Annotated in this window: 15 protein-coding genes, 1 pseudogene and 1 riboswitch; of the genes and pseudogenes, 5 read left to right on the forward strand and 11 right to left on the reverse strand. The window is 69.6% G+C overall.

Translation table 11 applies throughout. The annotated features are described in order from the left end of the window. Positions 1–19 precede the first annotated feature (19 nt). Positions 20–433, forward strand: coding sequence for a hypothetical protein (locus G6N25_RS23595; protein WP_083074820.1), 414 nt, complete (start codon positions 20–22; stop codon positions 431–433). 171 nt (positions 434–604) lie between these two features. On the opposite strand, the gene G6N25_RS22935 is transcribed toward G6N25_RS23595, so the two are convergent. Continuing rightward, positions 605–1,408 carry an SDR family NAD(P)-dependent oxidoreductase gene (locus tag G6N25_RS22935; protein ID WP_083074822.1) on the reverse strand — a complete coding sequence of 268 codons (804 nt, stop codon included), beginning with the start codon at positions 1,406–1,408 and terminating at the stop codon, positions 605–607. A 4-nt stretch (positions 1,409–1,412) separates the two neighbouring features. Then, positions 1,413–2,429 (reverse strand): SDR family NAD(P)-dependent oxidoreductase, encoded by a 1,017-nt coding sequence (locus tag G6N25_RS22940; protein ID WP_083074851.1) that lies wholly within the window; start codon positions 2,427–2,429, stop codon positions 1,413–1,415. A 176-nt stretch (positions 2,430–2,605) separates the two neighbouring features. On the opposite strand from G6N25_RS22940, the pseudogene G6N25_RS24535 reads away from it, so the two are divergent. Continuing rightward, a pseudogene (locus G6N25_RS24535) lies at positions 2,606–2,692 on the forward strand (group 1 truncated hemoglobin); the annotation flags it as partial. A 55-nt stretch (positions 2,693–2,747) separates the two neighbouring features. Then, on the forward strand, positions 2,748–3,506 hold the full coding sequence (locus G6N25_RS22950) for a methyltransferase domain-containing protein (protein WP_083074853.1): 759 nt from the start codon (positions 2,748–2,750) through the stop codon (positions 3,504–3,506). Here the strand turns inward: G6N25_RS22950 and G6N25_RS22955 are convergent, their stop codons facing one another. Both G6N25_RS22955 and lspA read right to left on the reverse strand, forming a co-directional pair. Further along, positions 3,507–4,433, reverse strand: a complete 927-nt coding sequence (locus G6N25_RS22955; RefSeq protein ID WP_083074823.1) for an RluA family pseudouridine synthase — start codon at positions 4,431–4,433, stop codon at positions 3,507–3,509. Continuing rightward, positions 4,430–5,038: a signal peptidase II gene (gene lspA, locus G6N25_RS22960; RefSeq protein ID WP_083074825.1), complete on the reverse strand. Its 609-nt coding sequence runs from the start codon at positions 5,036–5,038 to the stop codon at positions 4,430–4,432. Before lspA ends, G6N25_RS22955 begins: the two co-directional genes overlap by 4 nt. A 39-nt stretch (positions 5,039–5,077) precedes the next feature. Between lspA and G6N25_RS22965 the strand changes: the two genes are divergently transcribed. Next, positions 5,078–6,016 (forward strand): asparaginase, encoded by a 939-nt coding sequence (locus tag G6N25_RS22965; RefSeq protein WP_083074826.1) that lies wholly within the window; start codon positions 5,078–5,080, stop codon positions 6,014–6,016. Here G6N25_RS22965 and G6N25_RS22970 read toward each other — a convergent pair. Continuing rightward, positions 5,981–7,369, reverse strand: coding sequence for a DNA polymerase IV (locus G6N25_RS22970; protein WP_083074828.1), 1,389 nt, complete (start codon positions 7,367–7,369; stop codon positions 5,981–5,983). The genes G6N25_RS22965 and G6N25_RS22970 overlap by 36 nt on opposite strands. A gap of 34 nt (positions 7,370–7,403) precedes the next feature. Here G6N25_RS22970 and G6N25_RS22975 point away from each other — a divergent pair, with 34 nt between their 5' ends. Continuing rightward, positions 7,404–7,970 carry a class I SAM-dependent methyltransferase gene (locus G6N25_RS22975; RefSeq protein ID WP_083074829.1) on the forward strand — a complete coding sequence of 189 codons (567 nt, stop codon included), beginning with the start codon at positions 7,404–7,406 and terminating at the stop codon, positions 7,968–7,970. Between the two features lie 63 nt (positions 7,971–8,033). On the opposite strand, the gene G6N25_RS22980 is transcribed toward G6N25_RS22975, so the two are convergent. From G6N25_RS22980 to G6N25_RS23005, 6 genes are all read right to left on the reverse strand, one after another. After that, positions 8,034–8,897 (reverse strand): DUF559 domain-containing protein, encoded by an 864-nt coding sequence (locus G6N25_RS22980; protein ID WP_083074831.1) that lies wholly within the window; start codon positions 8,895–8,897, stop codon positions 8,034–8,036. A 100-nt stretch (positions 8,898–8,997) separates the two neighbouring features. Next, positions 8,998–12,138 carry an isoleucine--tRNA ligase gene (gene ileS / locus G6N25_RS22985; protein ID WP_083074832.1) on the reverse strand — a complete coding sequence of 1,047 codons (3,141 nt, stop codon included), beginning with the start codon at positions 12,136–12,138 and terminating at the stop codon, positions 8,998–9,000. A 264-nt stretch (positions 12,139–12,402) separates the two neighbouring features. Further along, positions 12,403–12,660 (reverse strand): Rv1535 family protein, encoded by a 258-nt coding sequence (locus G6N25_RS22990; protein WP_083074834.1) that lies wholly within the window; start codon positions 12,658–12,660, stop codon positions 12,403–12,405. A gap of 290 nt (positions 12,661–12,950) precedes the next feature. After that, positions 12,951–13,119: riboswitch (M-box (ykoK) riboswitch) on the reverse strand. Positions 13,120–13,212: 93 nt separating this feature from the next. Further along, positions 13,213–13,869 (reverse strand): TetR/AcrR family transcriptional regulator, encoded by a 657-nt coding sequence (locus G6N25_RS22995; protein ID WP_232065889.1) that lies wholly within the window; start codon positions 13,867–13,869, stop codon positions 13,213–13,215. Next, positions 13,866–14,990 carry an NAD(P)H-dependent flavin oxidoreductase gene (locus G6N25_RS23000; protein WP_083074836.1) on the reverse strand — a complete coding sequence of 375 codons (1,125 nt, stop codon included), beginning with the start codon at positions 14,988–14,990 and terminating at the stop codon, positions 13,866–13,868. The genes G6N25_RS22995 and G6N25_RS23000 overlap by 4 nt, the downstream gene beginning before the upstream one ends. A 49-nt stretch (positions 14,991–15,039) precedes the next feature. Further along, positions 15,040–15,615 carry a carboxymuconolactone decarboxylase family protein gene (locus G6N25_RS23005; protein ID WP_083074837.1) on the reverse strand — a complete coding sequence of 192 codons (576 nt, stop codon included), beginning with the start codon at positions 15,613–15,615 and terminating at the stop codon, positions 15,040–15,042. Positions 15,616–16,251 lie beyond the last annotated feature (636 nt).

Genomic DNA, 16,251 nt, shown 5'->3' on the forward strand with positions numbered 1-16,251 from the left:
CACGAGGGAGTGAACGAAGTTGAGCCTGTTCGGTTATCTGACGGTACTCGCGGGCGTGGCCGAATTAGTGTTCGCTACTTTTGTCTTTATGTTCGTAAAACGGCTGCTGGGGCGCTCCCCCAGTCCGATAGGCGAAGAAATCGGGGGCTCCAAAAAGGTCCTAGATAAGTTGCGTAGGGGCGAGCCTATGTCGAAGGAAGAGTTGGATTTTGCGAGGCAAACCGTCGCCGATCGTGGATCCTTGTTGGCCTTCTCCCTGCCCGCCGCCGTTTTCGCCATCGGATGTTTCTATGTGTTCGGCAGCCTTGAGCTGCATGGAACCAGGTCCCTGCGGACCCTTATCGGGTTGGGCCCCTTGTTTGGGTCCATAAACATAACCATTCGGCTGCTCAGGGTCGCAGCCCTGAAACGGCGTCTGCGGGACGTCCCTTGAAAAAGCTCACGTGTGGAGCGGTTGCGTCGATGCGCTTTGCATGTGAGCTCAGGGCTTTGCGTGTGAGCCCACGGCGTCGATTTCGGCGATTTTTCCGCCGTGGACTCACGCTCAACGCCCAGGACTCACACTCGCCGGCACGGCCGCGGCGGATAAAGCCGCGAAAGGCCGTCAGCGACTGGGCCCGCCGCGGAACCGGTTGCCGAGCCGGATCCCGGGCAGCAGCAGGCTGCGCGGCACGAACCTGCCGCCGGTGCTGACGACCTTGGGCACGATGCCGGGCACCACGCTGCGCCTGCCGGCCAGCATCCCGCCAATGGCGGCTTCGGCCACGTCGCGCGGCGAGACCTGAGCGATCGGAATGCTGAACCGCTCGGCGTTGGCGATCTCGGCCCACTCGGTCGGCACCGGGCCCGGGCACAGCACCGTGACCGACACCCCCGTCCCGTGCAGTTCCTCGTGCACGGCTTCGGAGAACGTCTGCACGAAGGCCTTGGTGGCCGAATACACCGCCATGTAGGGCATCGGCTGAAACCCGGCGATCGAGGCGATGTTCATCACCGCGCCGGCGCCGCGCTCGACCATGCCGGGCAGGACCGCGTGCGTGAGTTCCATCAACGCCAGGGCGTTGAGGGTCACCTCCTCGCTCTCGCGTTCCAGCGGCAGCGTGTGGAAGACCCCGCTGGTGCCGAAACCCGCGCTGTTGCACAGGCCGGCGATCGGTTCGGCGCGAAGCCGGTCCGCCAGCCTCGCGCGGCCTTTGGCGTCGCCGAGGTCCAGCGGCATCACCTCGACCGCGACGGAGTGTTCCTCGCCCACCTCGTTGGCGAGTTCGTCGAGGCGTTCGCGGCGGCGCGCGACCAGCAGCAGCGGGAAGCCGCGCCGGGCCAGGCCGCGGGTCAGTTCGGCCCCGATGCCGGATGAGGCGCCGGTGATGACGACGGTCGTGTCGGTGTCGGGCTTCGGAAGGCTCATGGCGTCACCAATGGGTCCCGCGGGTCGCCCGCACGAAGGTCTCGCTTCGTTTGTCGAAAGGCTGTGTATCGCTGTCGGATTCGCGGCCCTTGGCCGCATCGGAGTCTGCGAACATGGCGAACGCGCGGTTGCGCACGCGGTCCATGACCGCCGGGTTGACGGCGTCGGCGACGGCGGCGAACTGCCCGAACGGCGAGCTCGCGCGCCGGGGCCGGTGCACGATCGCGTCCGTGATCACCCCGGCCGCCTGATCGGGCGTCAGCGCGGGGAACTTGTCGTACATCGTGGTCGGGCTGATCATCGGCGTGCGCACCAGCGCCATGTGCACGGTGGTGAACTTGACGTCGTCGTTGACGACCTCGGCCTGCAGCGCGTCGCACAGGCTGTCCAGCGCGGCCTTGCTGGCGATGTAGGCGCCGAAGCGCGGCGCGCGGGTCTGCACGCCGACCGAGGACACGTTGACGATCTGCCCGAACCCGCGTTCCCGCATGCCGGGGATGAACTTGAGGATGAGCTGGACCGCCCCCAGGTAGTTCAGTTGCATGGTCCGCTGATAGTCGTGAATCCGGTCGTAGGACAGCTTCAGCGAGCGCCGAATCGACCGCCCCGCGTTGTTGATCAGGATGTCGACGCCGCCGAGGTCGTCCAGCACCTGGTCGGCCATCGCGGCGATGGCGTCCATGTCGGACAGGTCGCACGGGTACACGTGGGCGGTCCCGCCGTCGCCGCGGATCTGGTCGGCGACCTTCTCGAGGTTCTCCCGGGTGCGGGCCACCAGCGCCACCTCACCGCCGGCCGCCGCGATCTTCTTGGCCGCGGCCTCGCCGATGCCCGACGATCCCCCGGTGATGAGGACGGTCCTGCCCTCCACCGCGTCGCCAAGCGTGCGTCCCTGCACCGCATCCAGCAGATTGCGTAGGTAGAACGGTCGATACCGCCCAGCCGAGTTGGGGGTGTTGATGATGTTGGAGACCGCCGCGAAGGGCTTTTCCACCAGGCTCGTCAGGTCACCAAGGTTCATCGGTGTGCGCTCCTGCTGGCGCTCGCCCCCCGACCGCGGGCGCCCGGCGCGGGTGATGTGACGTGAGTCATAGACCCAACCTAGGGCATCGGTCGGCCACCCGATGCGGATTGCGATCATGTGAACGGGATCGGGCGCAGGGTAATCCCTGCGTGATCGCGCGCTAACCGACTGGGGTGCCCTCCGCGACGGTCACCGAAATCCTCGGCGCCATCGCGCCGCTGGCCCCCGAGATCGCGTCGGCCGAGCCCACCAAGGTCTGAGCGGCTCCGGGCGCGCCGCCGCGCCCGATCGACATTTGGGCGCACAATGCAGGCCATGGCCCGCACATTCGAAGATCTGGTGGCCGAAGCCGATTCGGTGTCCGTGGACGGCTGGGACTTCTCCTGGCTCGACGGCCGGGCGACGGAGGAAAGACCGTCCTGGGGCTACCAGCGGATGTTGAGCCGCCGTCTGGCGGCGTCCTCGGCGGCGCTGGACATCCACACCGGCGGCGGGGAGGTGCTGGCCGGCGCGGGGCCGTTCCCGCCCGCCATGGCCGCCGTCGAGACATGGCCGCCGAACGCGGCGCTGGCAACCAGACGCCTGCATCCGCTCGGCGTGCTGGTCGTCCGGATACGCGACGAGCCGCCGTTGCCGTTCGCCGATGAGGCGTTCGACCTGGTGACCACCCGTCATCCCATCTCCGTGTGGTGGACCGAGATCCTTCGGGTGCTCCGGCCCGGCGGCGGTTACTTTGCGCAGCACATCGGGCCCGCCACGATGGGCGAACTCGTCGAGCACTTCATCGGGCCGCAACCGGAGAAATGGGCCGAGTTCGACCCGGACGCCGTGCGCGCGCAGGCGGAGGCCGCGGGCCTGGAGATCCGGGATCTGCGCATGGAGCGGCTGCGGGCCGAGTTCTTCGACATCGGCGCCGTCGTCTACTTCCTGCGCAAGGTGATCTGGACGGTGCCCGACTTCACGGTGCACCGCTACCGCGACCGATTGCGGGAACTGCACGAGCGCATCGAGGCCGAGGGGCCGTTCGTCGCGCACGCGACGCGGGTCCTCGTCGACGCCCGCAAGCCGGGCTGATCATCCCTCGTCGCGCAGCACGTCCAGCGCGTGCTGCAGGTCGGGCGGGTAGGGGCTGACGATCTCCATCCGCCTGCCGTCGGCCGGATGGGCGAAGGCCAGCGACCGCGCGTGCAGCCATTGGCGTTGCAGCCCAAGCCTTTTCGCCAGTTTCGGGTCGGCACCGTAGACCAGGTCGCCGCAGCACGGGTGGTGCAGCGCGGAGAAGTGCACCCGGATCTGGTGGGTGCGGCCGGTTTCCAGGTGCACGTCGAGCAGGCTGGCGGCGACGAAGGCTTCCAGGGTGTCGTAGTGGGTGAGGCTGTGCCGGCCGTCCTTGATGACCGCGAACTTCCACTCGCCGCCGCGGTGCCGCCCGATCGGCGCGTCGATCGTCCCGCTGGACGGATCCGGATGCCCCTGCACCAGCGCGTGATAGCGCTTGTCGACGGTGCGCGCCTTGAACGCCCGCTTGAGCACGGTGTACGCGCGCTCGGAGAGCGCCACCACCATCACCCCGGAGGTGCCGACGTCGAGGCGGTGCACGATGCCCTGCCGCTCGGGCACGCCGGACGTGGTGATCCGGTAGCCGGCGGCGGTCAGGCCGCCGAGCACCGTCGGCCCGGTCCAGCCCACCGACGCGTGCGCGGCCACCGCCGCAGGCTTGTCGACCGCGACGATGTCGTCGTCGGAATACAGGATCTTCATGCCCTCGATGTCGACGGGCGTGTTTTCCGGCGGGGCAGGCGCCTCGGGCAACCGCACCTGCAGCCACGCGCCGCTTGTCAGCCGGTCGGACTTGCCGGCCTGCACGCCGTCGAGCTCGACGCCGCCGTCCTCGGCCAGCGCCGCCGCCGCGCTGCGCGACAGCCCCAGCAGGCGCGCCAGCCCGGCGTCGACGCGCATGCCGGCCAGCCCCTCGGGGACGGGCATCGAGCGGTCGGTCACCGGCGCCGGCCGCCGTTGCCGCCCGGCCGGCGCCGGCCCACGCTGTCGAAGTCGTAGCCGAAGATCGACAGCACCACCAGCAGGATGGCCCCGCCGACCACCGACGGATCGGCGACGTTGAACACCGGCCACCAGCCGACCGACAGAAAGTCCACGACGTGGCCGCGCAGCGGCCCGGGCGCGCGGAAGAACCGGTCGACCAGGTTGCCCATGGCGCCGCCGAGGATCATCCCGAGGCCCACCGCCCACCACGGCGACACCAGCCGCCGCCCCATCCAGAAGATGCCGACCACCACACCGGTCGCGATCAGCGTCAGCACCCAGGTGTATCCGGTGGCCATCGAGAAGGCCGCGCCCGAATTGCGCACCAGGGTCCAGGTCACCGTGTCGCCGATGATCGACACCGGCTGGCCGGGCGGCAGCAGCCGGACCGCGAGCACCTTGGTCACGATGTCGAGGATCAGCACCACCGCGGCGACCGACAGCAGCAGGCGCAGCCGCCGGGGAGGAGGCGCCGGCGGCTCGGCGGCCGCGGGTTCGGCGGCCCCCTCGGCCTTTTCGGCGGAGGTCACCGGCTCGGCCGGTCCTGTGGGTTCCTCGGGCACCCTCCCATCATTCCTTAGGGGGTGCGCGATGATTCCACTATGGCCCGCCTCACCGTCATCGCCACCGGAGGGACGATATCGACCGGCAGGGACGCCGATGGGGTGCGCCGGCCCGCCTACCGCGGGGCGGATCTGCTAGCGCCCCTTGGCAAGGGCCTCGACGTCGACGTCGTTGACCTGTTGGCGCTCGACAGCTCCCAGCTGACGCCGGCCGACTGGGACTCGATGCGCGGTGCCGTGCGGGCCGCGATCGACGGCGGCGCCGACGGCGTGGTCATCGCCCACGGCACCGACACCATGGAAGAGACCGCCCTGTGGCTCGATCTGACCCACGCGGGCACGGTGCCGGTCGTCCTCACCGGCGCCATGCGCAGCGCCGACTCCCCCGACGCCGACGGTCCGGCCAATCTGCGCGACGCGTTGGCGGTGGCGGCCAGCCCGGCCGCGCGTGACCTGGGTGTGTTGGTGTGCTTCGCCGGCCGGGTGCTGCAGCCGTTGGGCATGCACAAGAGTGCCACCGAGGACTTGAGCGGCTTCGCGGGCGAGCTGCTCGGCACGGTGGCCGGCGGCGTCACGCTGACGGGCGCCAAGACGCGGCCGTACCTCGGCGATCTCGGCGCCGCCCGCGCGCCGCGGGTCGACATCGTCGCGGCGTATCTGGGGAGCGACTCGGTGGCGCTGGACGCCTGCGTGGCCGCCGGGGCACGGGCCGTGGTGCTGGAGGCGCTGGGTTCGGGCAACGCCGGGGACGCGGTGGTCGACGGGGTGCGCCGCCACTGCCGCAACGGGGTGGTCGTCGCGGTGTCCACGCGGGTCCCCGGCGGGCGGGTCAGCGCGGGCTACGGCCCCGGCCACGAGATGGCGGCCGCCGGCGCGGTGGTGGTGCCGCGGCTGCGGCCGTCCCAGGCCCGGGTGCTGCTGATGGCCGCGCTGGCGGCGGGGCTACCCGTCGCCGACGTCATCGACCGCTGGGGCTGACAGGGCGTCGGCCCGCAGCCCGCCGACGTAGTCCGGCCAGTCCAGGGAGTCGACCGGGTCGGCGCGGGTGAGGTCGCCGGTGTCGGCGGGAAACGTGCGGGCCTGGCCCGGGCCCGAACTGCGGGTCTCGAACCGCACGGTCACCACCCCGTGGCCCGCGCCCTGCACCCAGCCGTGGCCGATGTCGGGGTGCGTCAGGTCGTCGCCCACCCGCCACGGCGAGACCTCGGGCGCCGGCGCGGACACGGCCTCGGTCGCGGTCTCGACGGGTTGTTCCTCCGATGACTCCAGGTCCGGGAACAGCGACTCCTGGCGGACGTCGCTCAACCCCGAAAACCCCACGCCGAGAAGGCGAATGGGCCCGATCTCGCGCGGGTCCAGCAGCAGCCGGCGGGCCACCGCGGCCAGCGCGCCGGGCTCGGTCGTCGCGTAGGGCAGCGTCGCCGAGCGGGTCAGCGTGCTCATGTCGGACTTCTTCAGCTTCACCGTGACGGTGCGGGCGCCGCGGCCGTCGCGCAGCAGGCGTTGATGCGCGTGTTCGGCGATCGGGTCGATCGCCTCGCGCAGCTGCTCGAGGCTGGTCAGGTCGACGGCGAAGGTGGACTCGGAGCTGATCTGCTTGGCTTCGGCGCGCTCGGCGACGGGCCGGTCGTCGACGCCGCGGGCCAGGCGGTGCAGCGCGGGCCCCACCGTCGCGCCCAGGACGTTGGCCACCTCGGCGTCGGTCAGCGCGGCCAGCTGCCCGATCGTCTCGATGCCGAGCCGATTCAGCTTCTCCTCGGCGACCGGGCCGATGCCCCACAGCCGCCGCACCGGCAGGCCGTCGAGCAGCGACCGTTCCTCGGCGCGCCGCACCACCCGAACGCCGTCCGGTTTGGCCAGGCCGGACGCGATCTTGGCGATCTGCTTGCCCGAGCCCGCGCCGACGGACGCGACGAGGCCGGTCTCCTCGCGCACCCGTCGCCGCAGGCCCTCGCAGAACGCCTCGACGTCCTCCGCCGACGCCCCGGCCAGCTGCGGCGGCTCCCCGAACGCTTCGTCGAAGGACAGCTGTTCGACGACGGGCACCACGCCGCGCACGGCGTCGAAGACGCGCCGGCTGGCCACCCCGTACACCACCCCGCGCGGCGGCAACACCACCGCCGTCACGCCGACCAGCCGGCGGGCCTGGTGCATCGGCATGGCCGACCGCGCGCCGAACGTCCGCGCCTCGTAGCTGGCGCCGGCCACCACGCCGCGGCCACCCAGGCCGCCGACCAGCACCGGCCGCCCCCGCAGGGTCGGCCGGGTGAGCTGTTCGACGGAGGCGAAGAACGCGTCCATGTCCAGGTGCAGCACCCAGCGGGACTCCACACTTGTCGATGGTATTGGTCTACCGTCGTTGATCATGGCGATGAACCTGTGTCACAGGCTGTGCTGCAACTCGAATCGCTGGGCGAGGGAAGTGGAGAACCACGTGTTGCCGACGGTCCTGGCCGACGTGGACCTGGGTGACAACGCCCTGGAGATCGGGCCCGGATACGGCGCGTTTCTGCGGGTGTTGGTCGATAAGACGCCGAAGCTCACGGCGGTCGAGATCGATGCCCCCATGGCGGAGCGGCTGCAGCGGCTCTACGGGGATCGGGCGCGCATCATCAACGGCGACGGCACCGATACCGGTTTGCCGTCGGGAGAGTTCAGCTCGGTGGTGTCGTTCACCATGCTGCACCACGTCCCGACCGCGGAACTGCAAGACCGGCTGTTCGCCGAGGCGTTCCGGGTGCTTCGGCCCGGGGGCGTCTTCGCCGGCAGCGACGGCGTGCCGTCGTTGATGTTCCGGATCCTGCATTTCCGTGACACCTGCAATCCGATTCCGCCGGAGGCGCTGCCGGATCGCTTGCGCGCGGCGGGGTTTCGCGACGTGGACGTTCACGTTGGCGCGGGCAGGCAGCGCTGGCGCGCTCGCAAACCCTAGCCGCGAGAGTGCTGTTATCGATGACCTCACTCGGGAAACGCATCGGTAACTGCACTTTCGCGGTCAGAATGGGCCGCCGGCGGCCTGCAGTGCGCGGCGGGCGCGGTCCACAATCACGTCCGGCCGATGCCGCAGCAGGTCGGCGCTGACCCGGACCAGGCGCCACCCCCGACTCTCCAGCTCGGCCGTGCGTTCGATGTCCTTGGCGCGGATGCGCGGGTCTGTCCAGTGTTGGGGACCGTCGTATTCGACGCCGACGAGCCACCGCTCCCACCCCATGTCGATGCGGGCCAGCACCGCGCCCCACATATTGCGCACCACGATCTGCGTCTGCGGCCTGGCCAGACCCCCGCGGATCAGGACGAGCCTGGTCCTCGTCTCCTGGGGTGATTCGGCCCCGGCATCGACGAGGGGCAATACCCGTCGCAGCTGCTTCGCGCCCCGGGCGCCGGGGTGCGCATCGATCAGCGGTTCAACGTCATCGACCACGAGCCCGGTCGCCCTCGCCAGAGCATCAATCCGGATGACAGCGGCCGTCAACCCAGGTTGCCGGCCGAGGTCGAAGGCTGTGCGGGCGGGCGACGTGACCGGCACGCCATCGACGTTCGCGATCTCGCCGGCCAGCAAGGTGTCGTTGCGGGTGATGATCAACGGCGGCGGACGTTTGCGATCGCTGATGAGCTCCGCCGGTGCATGGGGATCGACCCACTCCGCACCAAGCAGCGCAGCCGCGGAGTTCCCGGCGACGACGGCCTTCTTTCCGGACCACAGCCAGGCAGCCACAGCCCGATCCTTCGCGGTCAGTCCGCTGCCGCGCCGTTGGTAGACATTGCGGTAGATCCTTATGCACGAGCGCCGTAGCTCGTGTTCGGTCAGCGTGCCGGCGTCAACCGCCTCCGTACCGACGAATGGTGTCCCCTTCCCCATGGCCGCAGACTGCCATGGCCCACCGACAGCCGCGAGAGTGCAGTTATCGATGGCCTCACTCGGGAAACGCATCGGTAACTGCACTTTCGCGGCGAACCGGCTACGTTTTGGCGATGCGCACCCGGACGCCGTCGCCGATCGCGACGGCGTGCGGACCCGGCTCGCCGAATTCGAAACTGGTGGCGAGTATCTCCCCCGCGATCAGGTCGCGGCGGGTGCGCGCCCAGTCGGCCCGCCCCGCGGGCACCGACATCACCACGCTGATGCGATCGGAGACGTCCAGGCCCGTCGACTTGCGCAACTCCTGCAGCTCGCGGATCCGGTCCTTGGCCCAGCCCTCGGCTTCGAGTTCTGGAGTGACCGTGCCGTCCAGCACCACCACGCCGGACCCGTCGGGCAGCGCCGCGGTGTAGTCCGGGTCGGCGGCCACCAGCCGCGAGCTGTACTCCTCGGGCCGCAGCACCGCCGGACCGGCGGTCAGGGTGCCGTCCGGGTTGACGACGCCCTCGCCGGCCTTGACCGCCCTGATGGCGGCCTGCACGTCCTTGCCCAGCCGCGGCCCGGCCACCCGGGCGTTGACGGTGAGCTCGAAGCGGCCGTAGGTGTCGATCGCGTCGGTCAGTTCGACGGCCTTGACGTTGAGTTCGTCGGCGACCAGGTCGACGAACGGCGCCAAGCGCCGCGGGTTCTCCACCGCCACAGTCAGTTTCGGCAGCGGCAGCCGCACCCGCAGCCCTTTGGCCTTGCGCAGCGACGACGCGGCCGAGCACACCTCGCGGACCTGATCCATCGCGGCGACCAGGCCTGGGTCCGCGGGCAGGTCGCCCGACGCGGGCCAGTCGGTCAGGTGCACCGACCGCCCGAAGGTCAGGCCGCGCCAGATGATCTCGGTCACCGACGGCAGCAGCGGGGCGGCCAGCCGAGCGGTCACCTCCAGCACGGTGTGCAGGGTGTCGATGGCGTCGGCGTCTTCCTCCCAGAACCGCGAACGCGACCGCCGCACATACCAATTCGTCAGCGCCTCGGTGAACTGGCGCAGCTGCTCGCAGGCCCCGGAGATGTCGCAGACCTCCATCGCCGCGGTGAGGTCGTCACGCAGCACCGCCAGCTTGGCCAGGATGTAGCGGTCCAGCACGTGCGGCGAATCAACCCGCCAGGCACCGACTTTCGGCGCGTAGAGGGCCAGGAAGCTGTAGGCGTTCCACAGCGGCAGCAGCACCTGGCGCACGCCCTCGCGGATCCCCTGCTCGGTGACGATCAGGTTGCCGCCACGCAGGATGGGCGACGCCATCAGGAACCACCGCATGGCATCGGAGCCGTCGCGGTCGAACACCTCGGAGACGTCGGGATAGTTGCGCAGCGACTTGCTCATCTTCTGGCCGTCGGAGCCCAGCACGATCCCGTGCGCCACACAGGTTTTGAACGCCGGCCGGTCAAACAGCGCGGTGGCCAGCACGTGCAGGGTGTAGAACCAGCCGCGGGTCTGGCCGATGTATTCGACGATGAAGTCGCCGGGATAGTGCCCGTCGAACCAATCGGAATTCTCGAACGGGTAGTGCACCTGCGCGTACGGCATCGAGCCCGAGTCGAACCACACGTCGAGCACGTCGGGGATGCGCCGCATCGTGCTGCGGCCGGTGGGGTCGTCGGGGTTGGGCCTCACCAGCTCGTCGATGTAGGGGCGGTGCAAATTGGTGGGCCGCACCCCGAAGTCACGCTCCAGCTCGTCGAGGCTGCCATACACGTCGATGCGCGGGTAGGCGGGATCATCCGACTTCCAGACCGGAATTGGCGTGCCCCAGTAGCGGTTTCGCGAGATGGACCAGTCGCGGGCGCCCTGCAGCCACTTGCCGAACTGGCCGTCCTTGACGTGGTCGGGGTACCAGGTGATCTGCTGGTTGAGTTCCACCATGCGGTCCCGGAATTCGGTGACCGCGACGAACCACGACGACACCGCCCGGTAGATCAGCGGGTTGCGGCACCGCCAGCAGTGCGGGTAGGGGTGCTCGTAGGTTTCGTGCCGCAGCACCACCGCGCCGTTGACCGCCGCCGGGCCGCCGCCGTTCTTCAGGTCGCGGATGATCTGGGCGTTGGCGTCAAAGACATGCTGCCCCTGGTAATCCGGGACGGTGGCGTCGAAGCGGCCCTTGGAATCGACCGGGGTGACCGGCGCGATGCCGGCCGCCTCCGAGACCGCCATGTCGTCCTCGCCGTAGGCCGGCGCCATGTGCACGATCCCGGTGCCGTCCTCGGTGGTCACGAAGTCGCCCGGCAGCACCCGAAAAGCGTTGGCCGAGCCCAGGAAATACGGGAACGGCGGCAGATAGCGCGTGCCCAGCAGGTCGGCGCCGCGACAGGCGCCCAGTATCTCCGGCTCGTCGCCCAGCTCGCGGGCGTAGGCGGCCAACCGGGCCTGCGCCAGCACGAAACGACGGTCGCCAGCCCGCACCACGACGTAGGTCACCTCCGGGTTGACGGCGACCGCGAGGTTCGACGGCAGCGTCCACGGCGTCGTCGTCCACACCAGCAGGTAGGCGCCGTCCAAATCGCCGCCCACCGCTTGGAAGCCGACCGTCAGAGCCGGGTCCTGGCGGCTCTGGTAGACGTCGTCGTCCATCCGCAATTCGTGGTTGGACAACGGGGTTTCGTCGCGCCAGCAGTACGGCAGCACCCGGTAGCCCTCGTAGGCCAGGCCCTTGTCCCACAGCTGCTTGAACGCCCAGATCACCGACTCCATGTAGGGCAGGTCCAGCGTCTTGTAGTCGTTGTCGAAGTCGACCCAGCGGGCCTGGCGGGTGACATACGCCCGCCATTCGTCGGTGTAGCGCAACACCGATTCCCGGCAGGCCTCGTTGAACGCGGCGATCCCCATGTCGTCGATCTGGGACTTGTCGGTGATGCCGAGCTGGCGCTCGACTTCCAGCTCGGCGGGCAACCCGTGGGTGTCCCAGCCGAAGCGGCGCTCCACCTTGTTGCCGCGCATGGTGCGGTAGCGCGGGACGATGTCCTTGACGTAGCCCGTGAGCAGGTGCCCGTAGTGGGGCAGCCCGTTGGCGAACGGCGGCCCGTCGTAGAACACGTATTCCGGGGCGCCGTCGCGGCGGGCGATGCTGGCGCGGAAGGTGTCGTCGCGGGCCCAGTAGTCGAGGACCTCGAGCTCGAGCGCCGGGAAGTCCGGCGCGCCGCCGGCCGGCTTCGGATAGGCCCGGGGGCCGGCCTTGCCGGTGAATGACTCGGTCACGATGTTCGTCGTCTCCTGTGGCCGTCATGCTCAGGCCGGGGACGACGACGCGCAACGTGCGCGAGCGCCGCGGTACCACCCCGCTTGCCGCGCTTGCGCGCGACCGCTCATTGACGGGCTGTGACGGGCCTACCCGTTCGGTTCTACTGAGCCACGCCGGCCGTTCTTCCGAAGGCTCCCCGGTGATGGCCGGATCGACGCCAGTGCACCGATTCTACGGAACACCGCAAAATCAAACGCGGCGCCCCGCGGGACCACCCGACCTCAGGGGAAAACCCGCGGCCGGACGTCGAGCAGACCCACCCGCCACAGCGCCGCGTACGCGTGGCGCAGCGGAATGCTCAGCAAGCGTGCGGCGCCGTCGACCAGCGGGTCCCCGCCCGCGCCGAAGGGCCGGGCGTCGACCACCCTCTTGGGCGCCGGCGCCGGCGCCGGGGTCGGGGTCGTGGCCGCATCGCGCACCACCGTCAGCTTGCGGGCGGGCGCTACGGTTACCACTTCGTCGTGCAGAACCGCGGTCATGGTCGCCTCCTAGGACGGAATCGAAAACGAGCACTGGCTGGATTGACGTGTCCCGTCCCGTGCTGGTTCCGATCCCAGAACGCTTGGCGGCTAGGCCAATTAGCGTATCGACGACTCAGCGGAGAACGTCGTGCCGGAGACCGGATCGGGACGCGACAAAGTTCGGACTTCGGTCCGGACTGTCGCTGGAACTCATTCGTCCCTCACCTCCTCAACGGTCACGACGCGCGCGGTCACCCGCACCGTCCACGCGCACTGAAGGGAGTACAGAAACCGACGACCGTCGGAGATCCGCACCCCTCTCGTCAGAGCTTTGGCACTACACGACGTGTCCGATGTCCGGAAGCCACCTGGGCTCAACCCTTAAGCCGGGAGGAGCTGTCCTGACCCGGGGCGTCTTTGGACGTTCGGGGTCAGTGGCCTATATTCGTGTAGACGCCTCACCTAACGAGGTGCATACCGTGCCGATAATGCACGACCGCCCTGGCCGGGTCAACGTGATCCGAGCCGATTCCCGAATCTTTATGCACTCATTACGCGCGCGCATAGCCTTTAGCCAGCTTCGGGGGCGACGCGCGGGCGCAGCCCGTCAAGCACCAGCGCGACGACGAAGTCGGCCAGCTGGGCCGCGGTGACGTCGTCGTCGGTGTTCAGCCGCCGGTGCGCCAACTGCCCGACCAGCGCCGCCAGCGTGTACGCCACCATCCGGGCCGGGGCGCCCACCACCTCGCCGCGCTCCTGGGCGGCGACGACGAAGGCCTCGATGTCGTCGACGAACCGCTCGTAGATGCCGCCGAGGTGCCTTTCGAATCGCTCGCCGAGCGCATCCGGGTCGCAGAGCAGCAGCTTGACGGTGGCCCTGTCGGCCTCGAAGAACTCCAGCGTCGCCCGCACGGAGCCGTGCAGGAAGGCCCGCAGCGTCGCCTCCCGTCCGGGCGCTTTCGCCCGACCGCCCAGCGCCGCCGCGACATGACGTCGCAGCGCGCCCTCCTCGACGGCCATCAGCGCGTGGAACAGATCGTCCTTGGAGTCGAAGTACCAGTAGACCGAGCCGTAGGCCAGGCCGGCCTCCTTGGCGATGTCGGCGATCGTCGTCGCGTGAAAACCCTTGCGCGCGAACACTTTCTTGGCGGCCGCCATGATCTCGTCGCGCCGCCGCGACTTGTCCTCGTCGCTGACCGCGCGGCGCCGGCGGGTCGGGCTGGTCACTTATCGACCAGGCTTTCGAGCCGCCCGATCGTGTCGATGAACTCCTCGACCATGTCGAGCACCACCGCGCGGGCCGGCCGCACCCGGTCCAGCGAGCCGACGACCTGCCCGACGAAGTAGGTCGCGAGCTCGCGGGCCGCGGCCCCGGGATGGGTGGCGGCTTGGTTGATGCGCACCTGCGAATCGGTGATCAGCGCCGTCTGTAGCGGCATGCCGAGGGGATCGGGGGTGTCAGGCCGCTCCCACTCGTCGGTCCACGCCGTGCGCAGCATCCGGGCCGGCTTGCCGGTCATCGACCGCGACCGCACCGTGTCCGAGGAGCTGGCGGCGAGGAACTTCTCCTTCACCACGGGGACCGTCTCGGCCTCTTCGGTGGTCAGCCACACCGACCCGCACCACACGCCCTCGGCCCCCAGGGCCAGGGCCGCGGCGACTTGGCGGCCGCGGGCGATCCCCCCGGCGGCGAGAACGGGAACCGGCGACACGGCATCGACCACCTCGGGGACCAGGACCATGGTCGCCACCTCGCCCGTGTGGCCGCCGGCCTCGGTGCCCTGCGCGACGATCAGGTCGACGCCCGCGGCCGCGTGCCGCCGCGCGTGCCGCGTGGTGCCGGCGAGCGCGGCCACCAGCACGCCGCGGTCGTGAGCGCGCTCGACGAGGTCGGCCGGCGGCGGCCCCAGCGCGCTGGCGATCAGCCGGATGCCGTGGCCGAACGCCACGTCGAGCAGCGGCTCGTAGCCCTTGGGCGAGACGTTGAGGCCGCCGGACGGCGCGCGCGGCTCGCCGGTGGGCGCCGCGACGCCGTAGCGGGCCAGCAGGTCGTCGACGAACGCGCGGTGCTCCTCGGGCAGCAGCTCCCGGGCCTGCGTGGCGTCGATCCCGCCCTGCTCGGCGCCGACGTACTTGGGCGGCAACAGCAGGTCCACCCCGTAGGGTTTGCCGCCGGTTTGCTCCTCGATCCAGGTCAGCTCGCTTTCCAGCCGTTGGGGGCTGTGCGCGACGGCGCCGAGGATCCCGAAGCCGCCCGCGTTGGTCACGGCGGCCACCACGTCGCGGCAGTGGCTGAAAGCGCAGATCGGGAACTCGACGCCGAGCAGTTCGGCAACTCTGGTTCGCATCGTCCGACGCTAAAGAGTTATTGACTGATATGTCAATCGGTTGTGCGAGCTAGGGCGAGCGGCCGTCCGGCGGCCAGCCGGCCACCCCCTCTTCCAACGGCACATCGAGGCTGCGCACCACCGACGCGACCATCCGCCACGCGCCGATGGCGGTGACGAGCTCGATGAGAACCGTTGTGTCGCCTTGTAATTCGCGCGCGCAGGCGGCCCAGCTCGCGGCGCTTACCGCGCCGTCACGCACCACGTCGTCGGTGGCCGCCAGCACCGCCCGCTCGGTGGGCCCGAACCCGTCATATCCCTGCCAATCGCGCACGGCCAGCAGATCCTCGGCGCTCACACCCAGCCGTGACGCGACCCGCCAGTGCTGCGTCCACTCGTAGTCGCACGCTGTGAGCCAGCCGATCCGCATGATCACCAACTCGCGCAAGCGCGGGTCGAGTGAACCGTGCCACAGCATGGTGGCCAGCAGGTCGTTGACGGCGCGCGCCAGCGCCGGATGGTTCAGCAGCACTTGGAAGATGCTGAGCTCGGCCATGTAGTCGGGCACCGCGGCCTCGTCGGCGGCGGCCTTGGCCTCGTCGAGCGGCAGCCGGGGGACCCGGGCTTGCCCAAGAGGTGGGGTCATGGCGTGAGCACTCCGTGTACTGGCGAGACACCTCGCGTTCACCAGCCATGGTAGCCAGCAATTCCCAAAGGCCCGGAACGCCGGCCCGTCCCGCACGCCGCCATCGCCCCGACTTCCATTTCATTGTGATTTAGCTTGCAATCTTTGTGATTTCAGCGATTTTCCAGCGCGCTTTTGCAATAACCCCTAGCATGACCTGATTGCGCATCACCGATGGAACGCATCGGCGCGCCCAATTGGCCTTTGCCCGCACCCTTCCGGGGTAGGGCCAGTTGGTGATGTGCCACTTGCCTGATGGTGGACAACGTCGGTGGTCAACTCGAGATTGGAGGCCCCATGATGACGGACAACGTGGGGCGAATAGCGCTCTAGCAGCGACTCCAGCACCACCGCCACACGGCTGTACCGTCCCGAAAGTATGTGATCGGCCCGTGATCCGGGCGCTGGGCGAGACCTGGACTCCGGTTCGCGCCTTGTTAAATCTCTGTACGTTTACACGATTTTTCCACGCGTGCCGGGCGGAACCGCTACGCTGCTGATCGCGCCAGGTTCTTAGGGCGAGCTTCGATCGCGGGGGTCGGTGGGGTGTTCGTGCGTTGTGGGGGAGTTGTCAGCTCGCACAAAAATATTCGGTGA

The sequence above is a fragment of the Mycobacterium heidelbergense genome (assembly GCF_010730745.1).
Classification (GTDB): domain Bacteria; phylum Actinomycetota; class Actinomycetes; order Mycobacteriales; family Mycobacteriaceae; genus Mycobacterium; species Mycobacterium heidelbergense.

Bases quoted from the DNA above. Each gene is read 5' to 3' on its own strand.
- G6N25_RS22935 (WP_083074822.1), bottom strand. From the start codon at position 1,408: ATGAGCCTTCCGAAGCCCGACACCGACACGACCGTCGTCATCACCGGC.
- G6N25_RS22975 (WP_083074829.1), top strand. From the start codon at position 7,404: ATGGCGATGAACCTGTGTCACAGGCTGTGCTGCAACTCGAATCGCTGG.
- G6N25_RS22950 (WP_083074853.1), top strand. From the start codon at position 2,748: ATGGCCCGCACATTCGAAGATCTGGTGGCCGAAGCCGATTCGGTGTCC.
- G6N25_RS22980 (WP_083074831.1), bottom strand. From the start codon at position 8,897: ATGGGGAAGGGGACACCATTCGTCGGTACGGAGGCGGTTGACGCCGGC.
- G6N25_RS23005 (WP_083074837.1), bottom strand. From the start codon at position 15,615: ATGACCCCACCTCTTGGGCAAGCCCGGGTCCCCCGGCTGCCGCTCGAC.
- G6N25_RS23000 (WP_083074836.1), bottom strand. From the start codon at position 14,990: ATGCGAACCAGAGTTGCCGAACTGCTCGGCGTCGAGTTCCCGATCTGC.
- G6N25_RS22965 (WP_083074826.1), top strand. From the start codon at position 5,078: ATGGCCCGCCTCACCGTCATCGCCACCGGAGGGACGATATCGACCGGC.
- G6N25_RS22940 (WP_083074851.1), bottom strand. From the start codon at position 2,429: ATGAACCTTGGTGACCTGACGAGCCTGGTGGAAAAGCCCTTCGCGGCG.
- G6N25_RS22990 (WP_083074834.1), bottom strand. From the start codon at position 12,660: ATGACCGCGGTTCTGCACGACGAAGTGGTAACCGTAGCGCCCGCCCGC.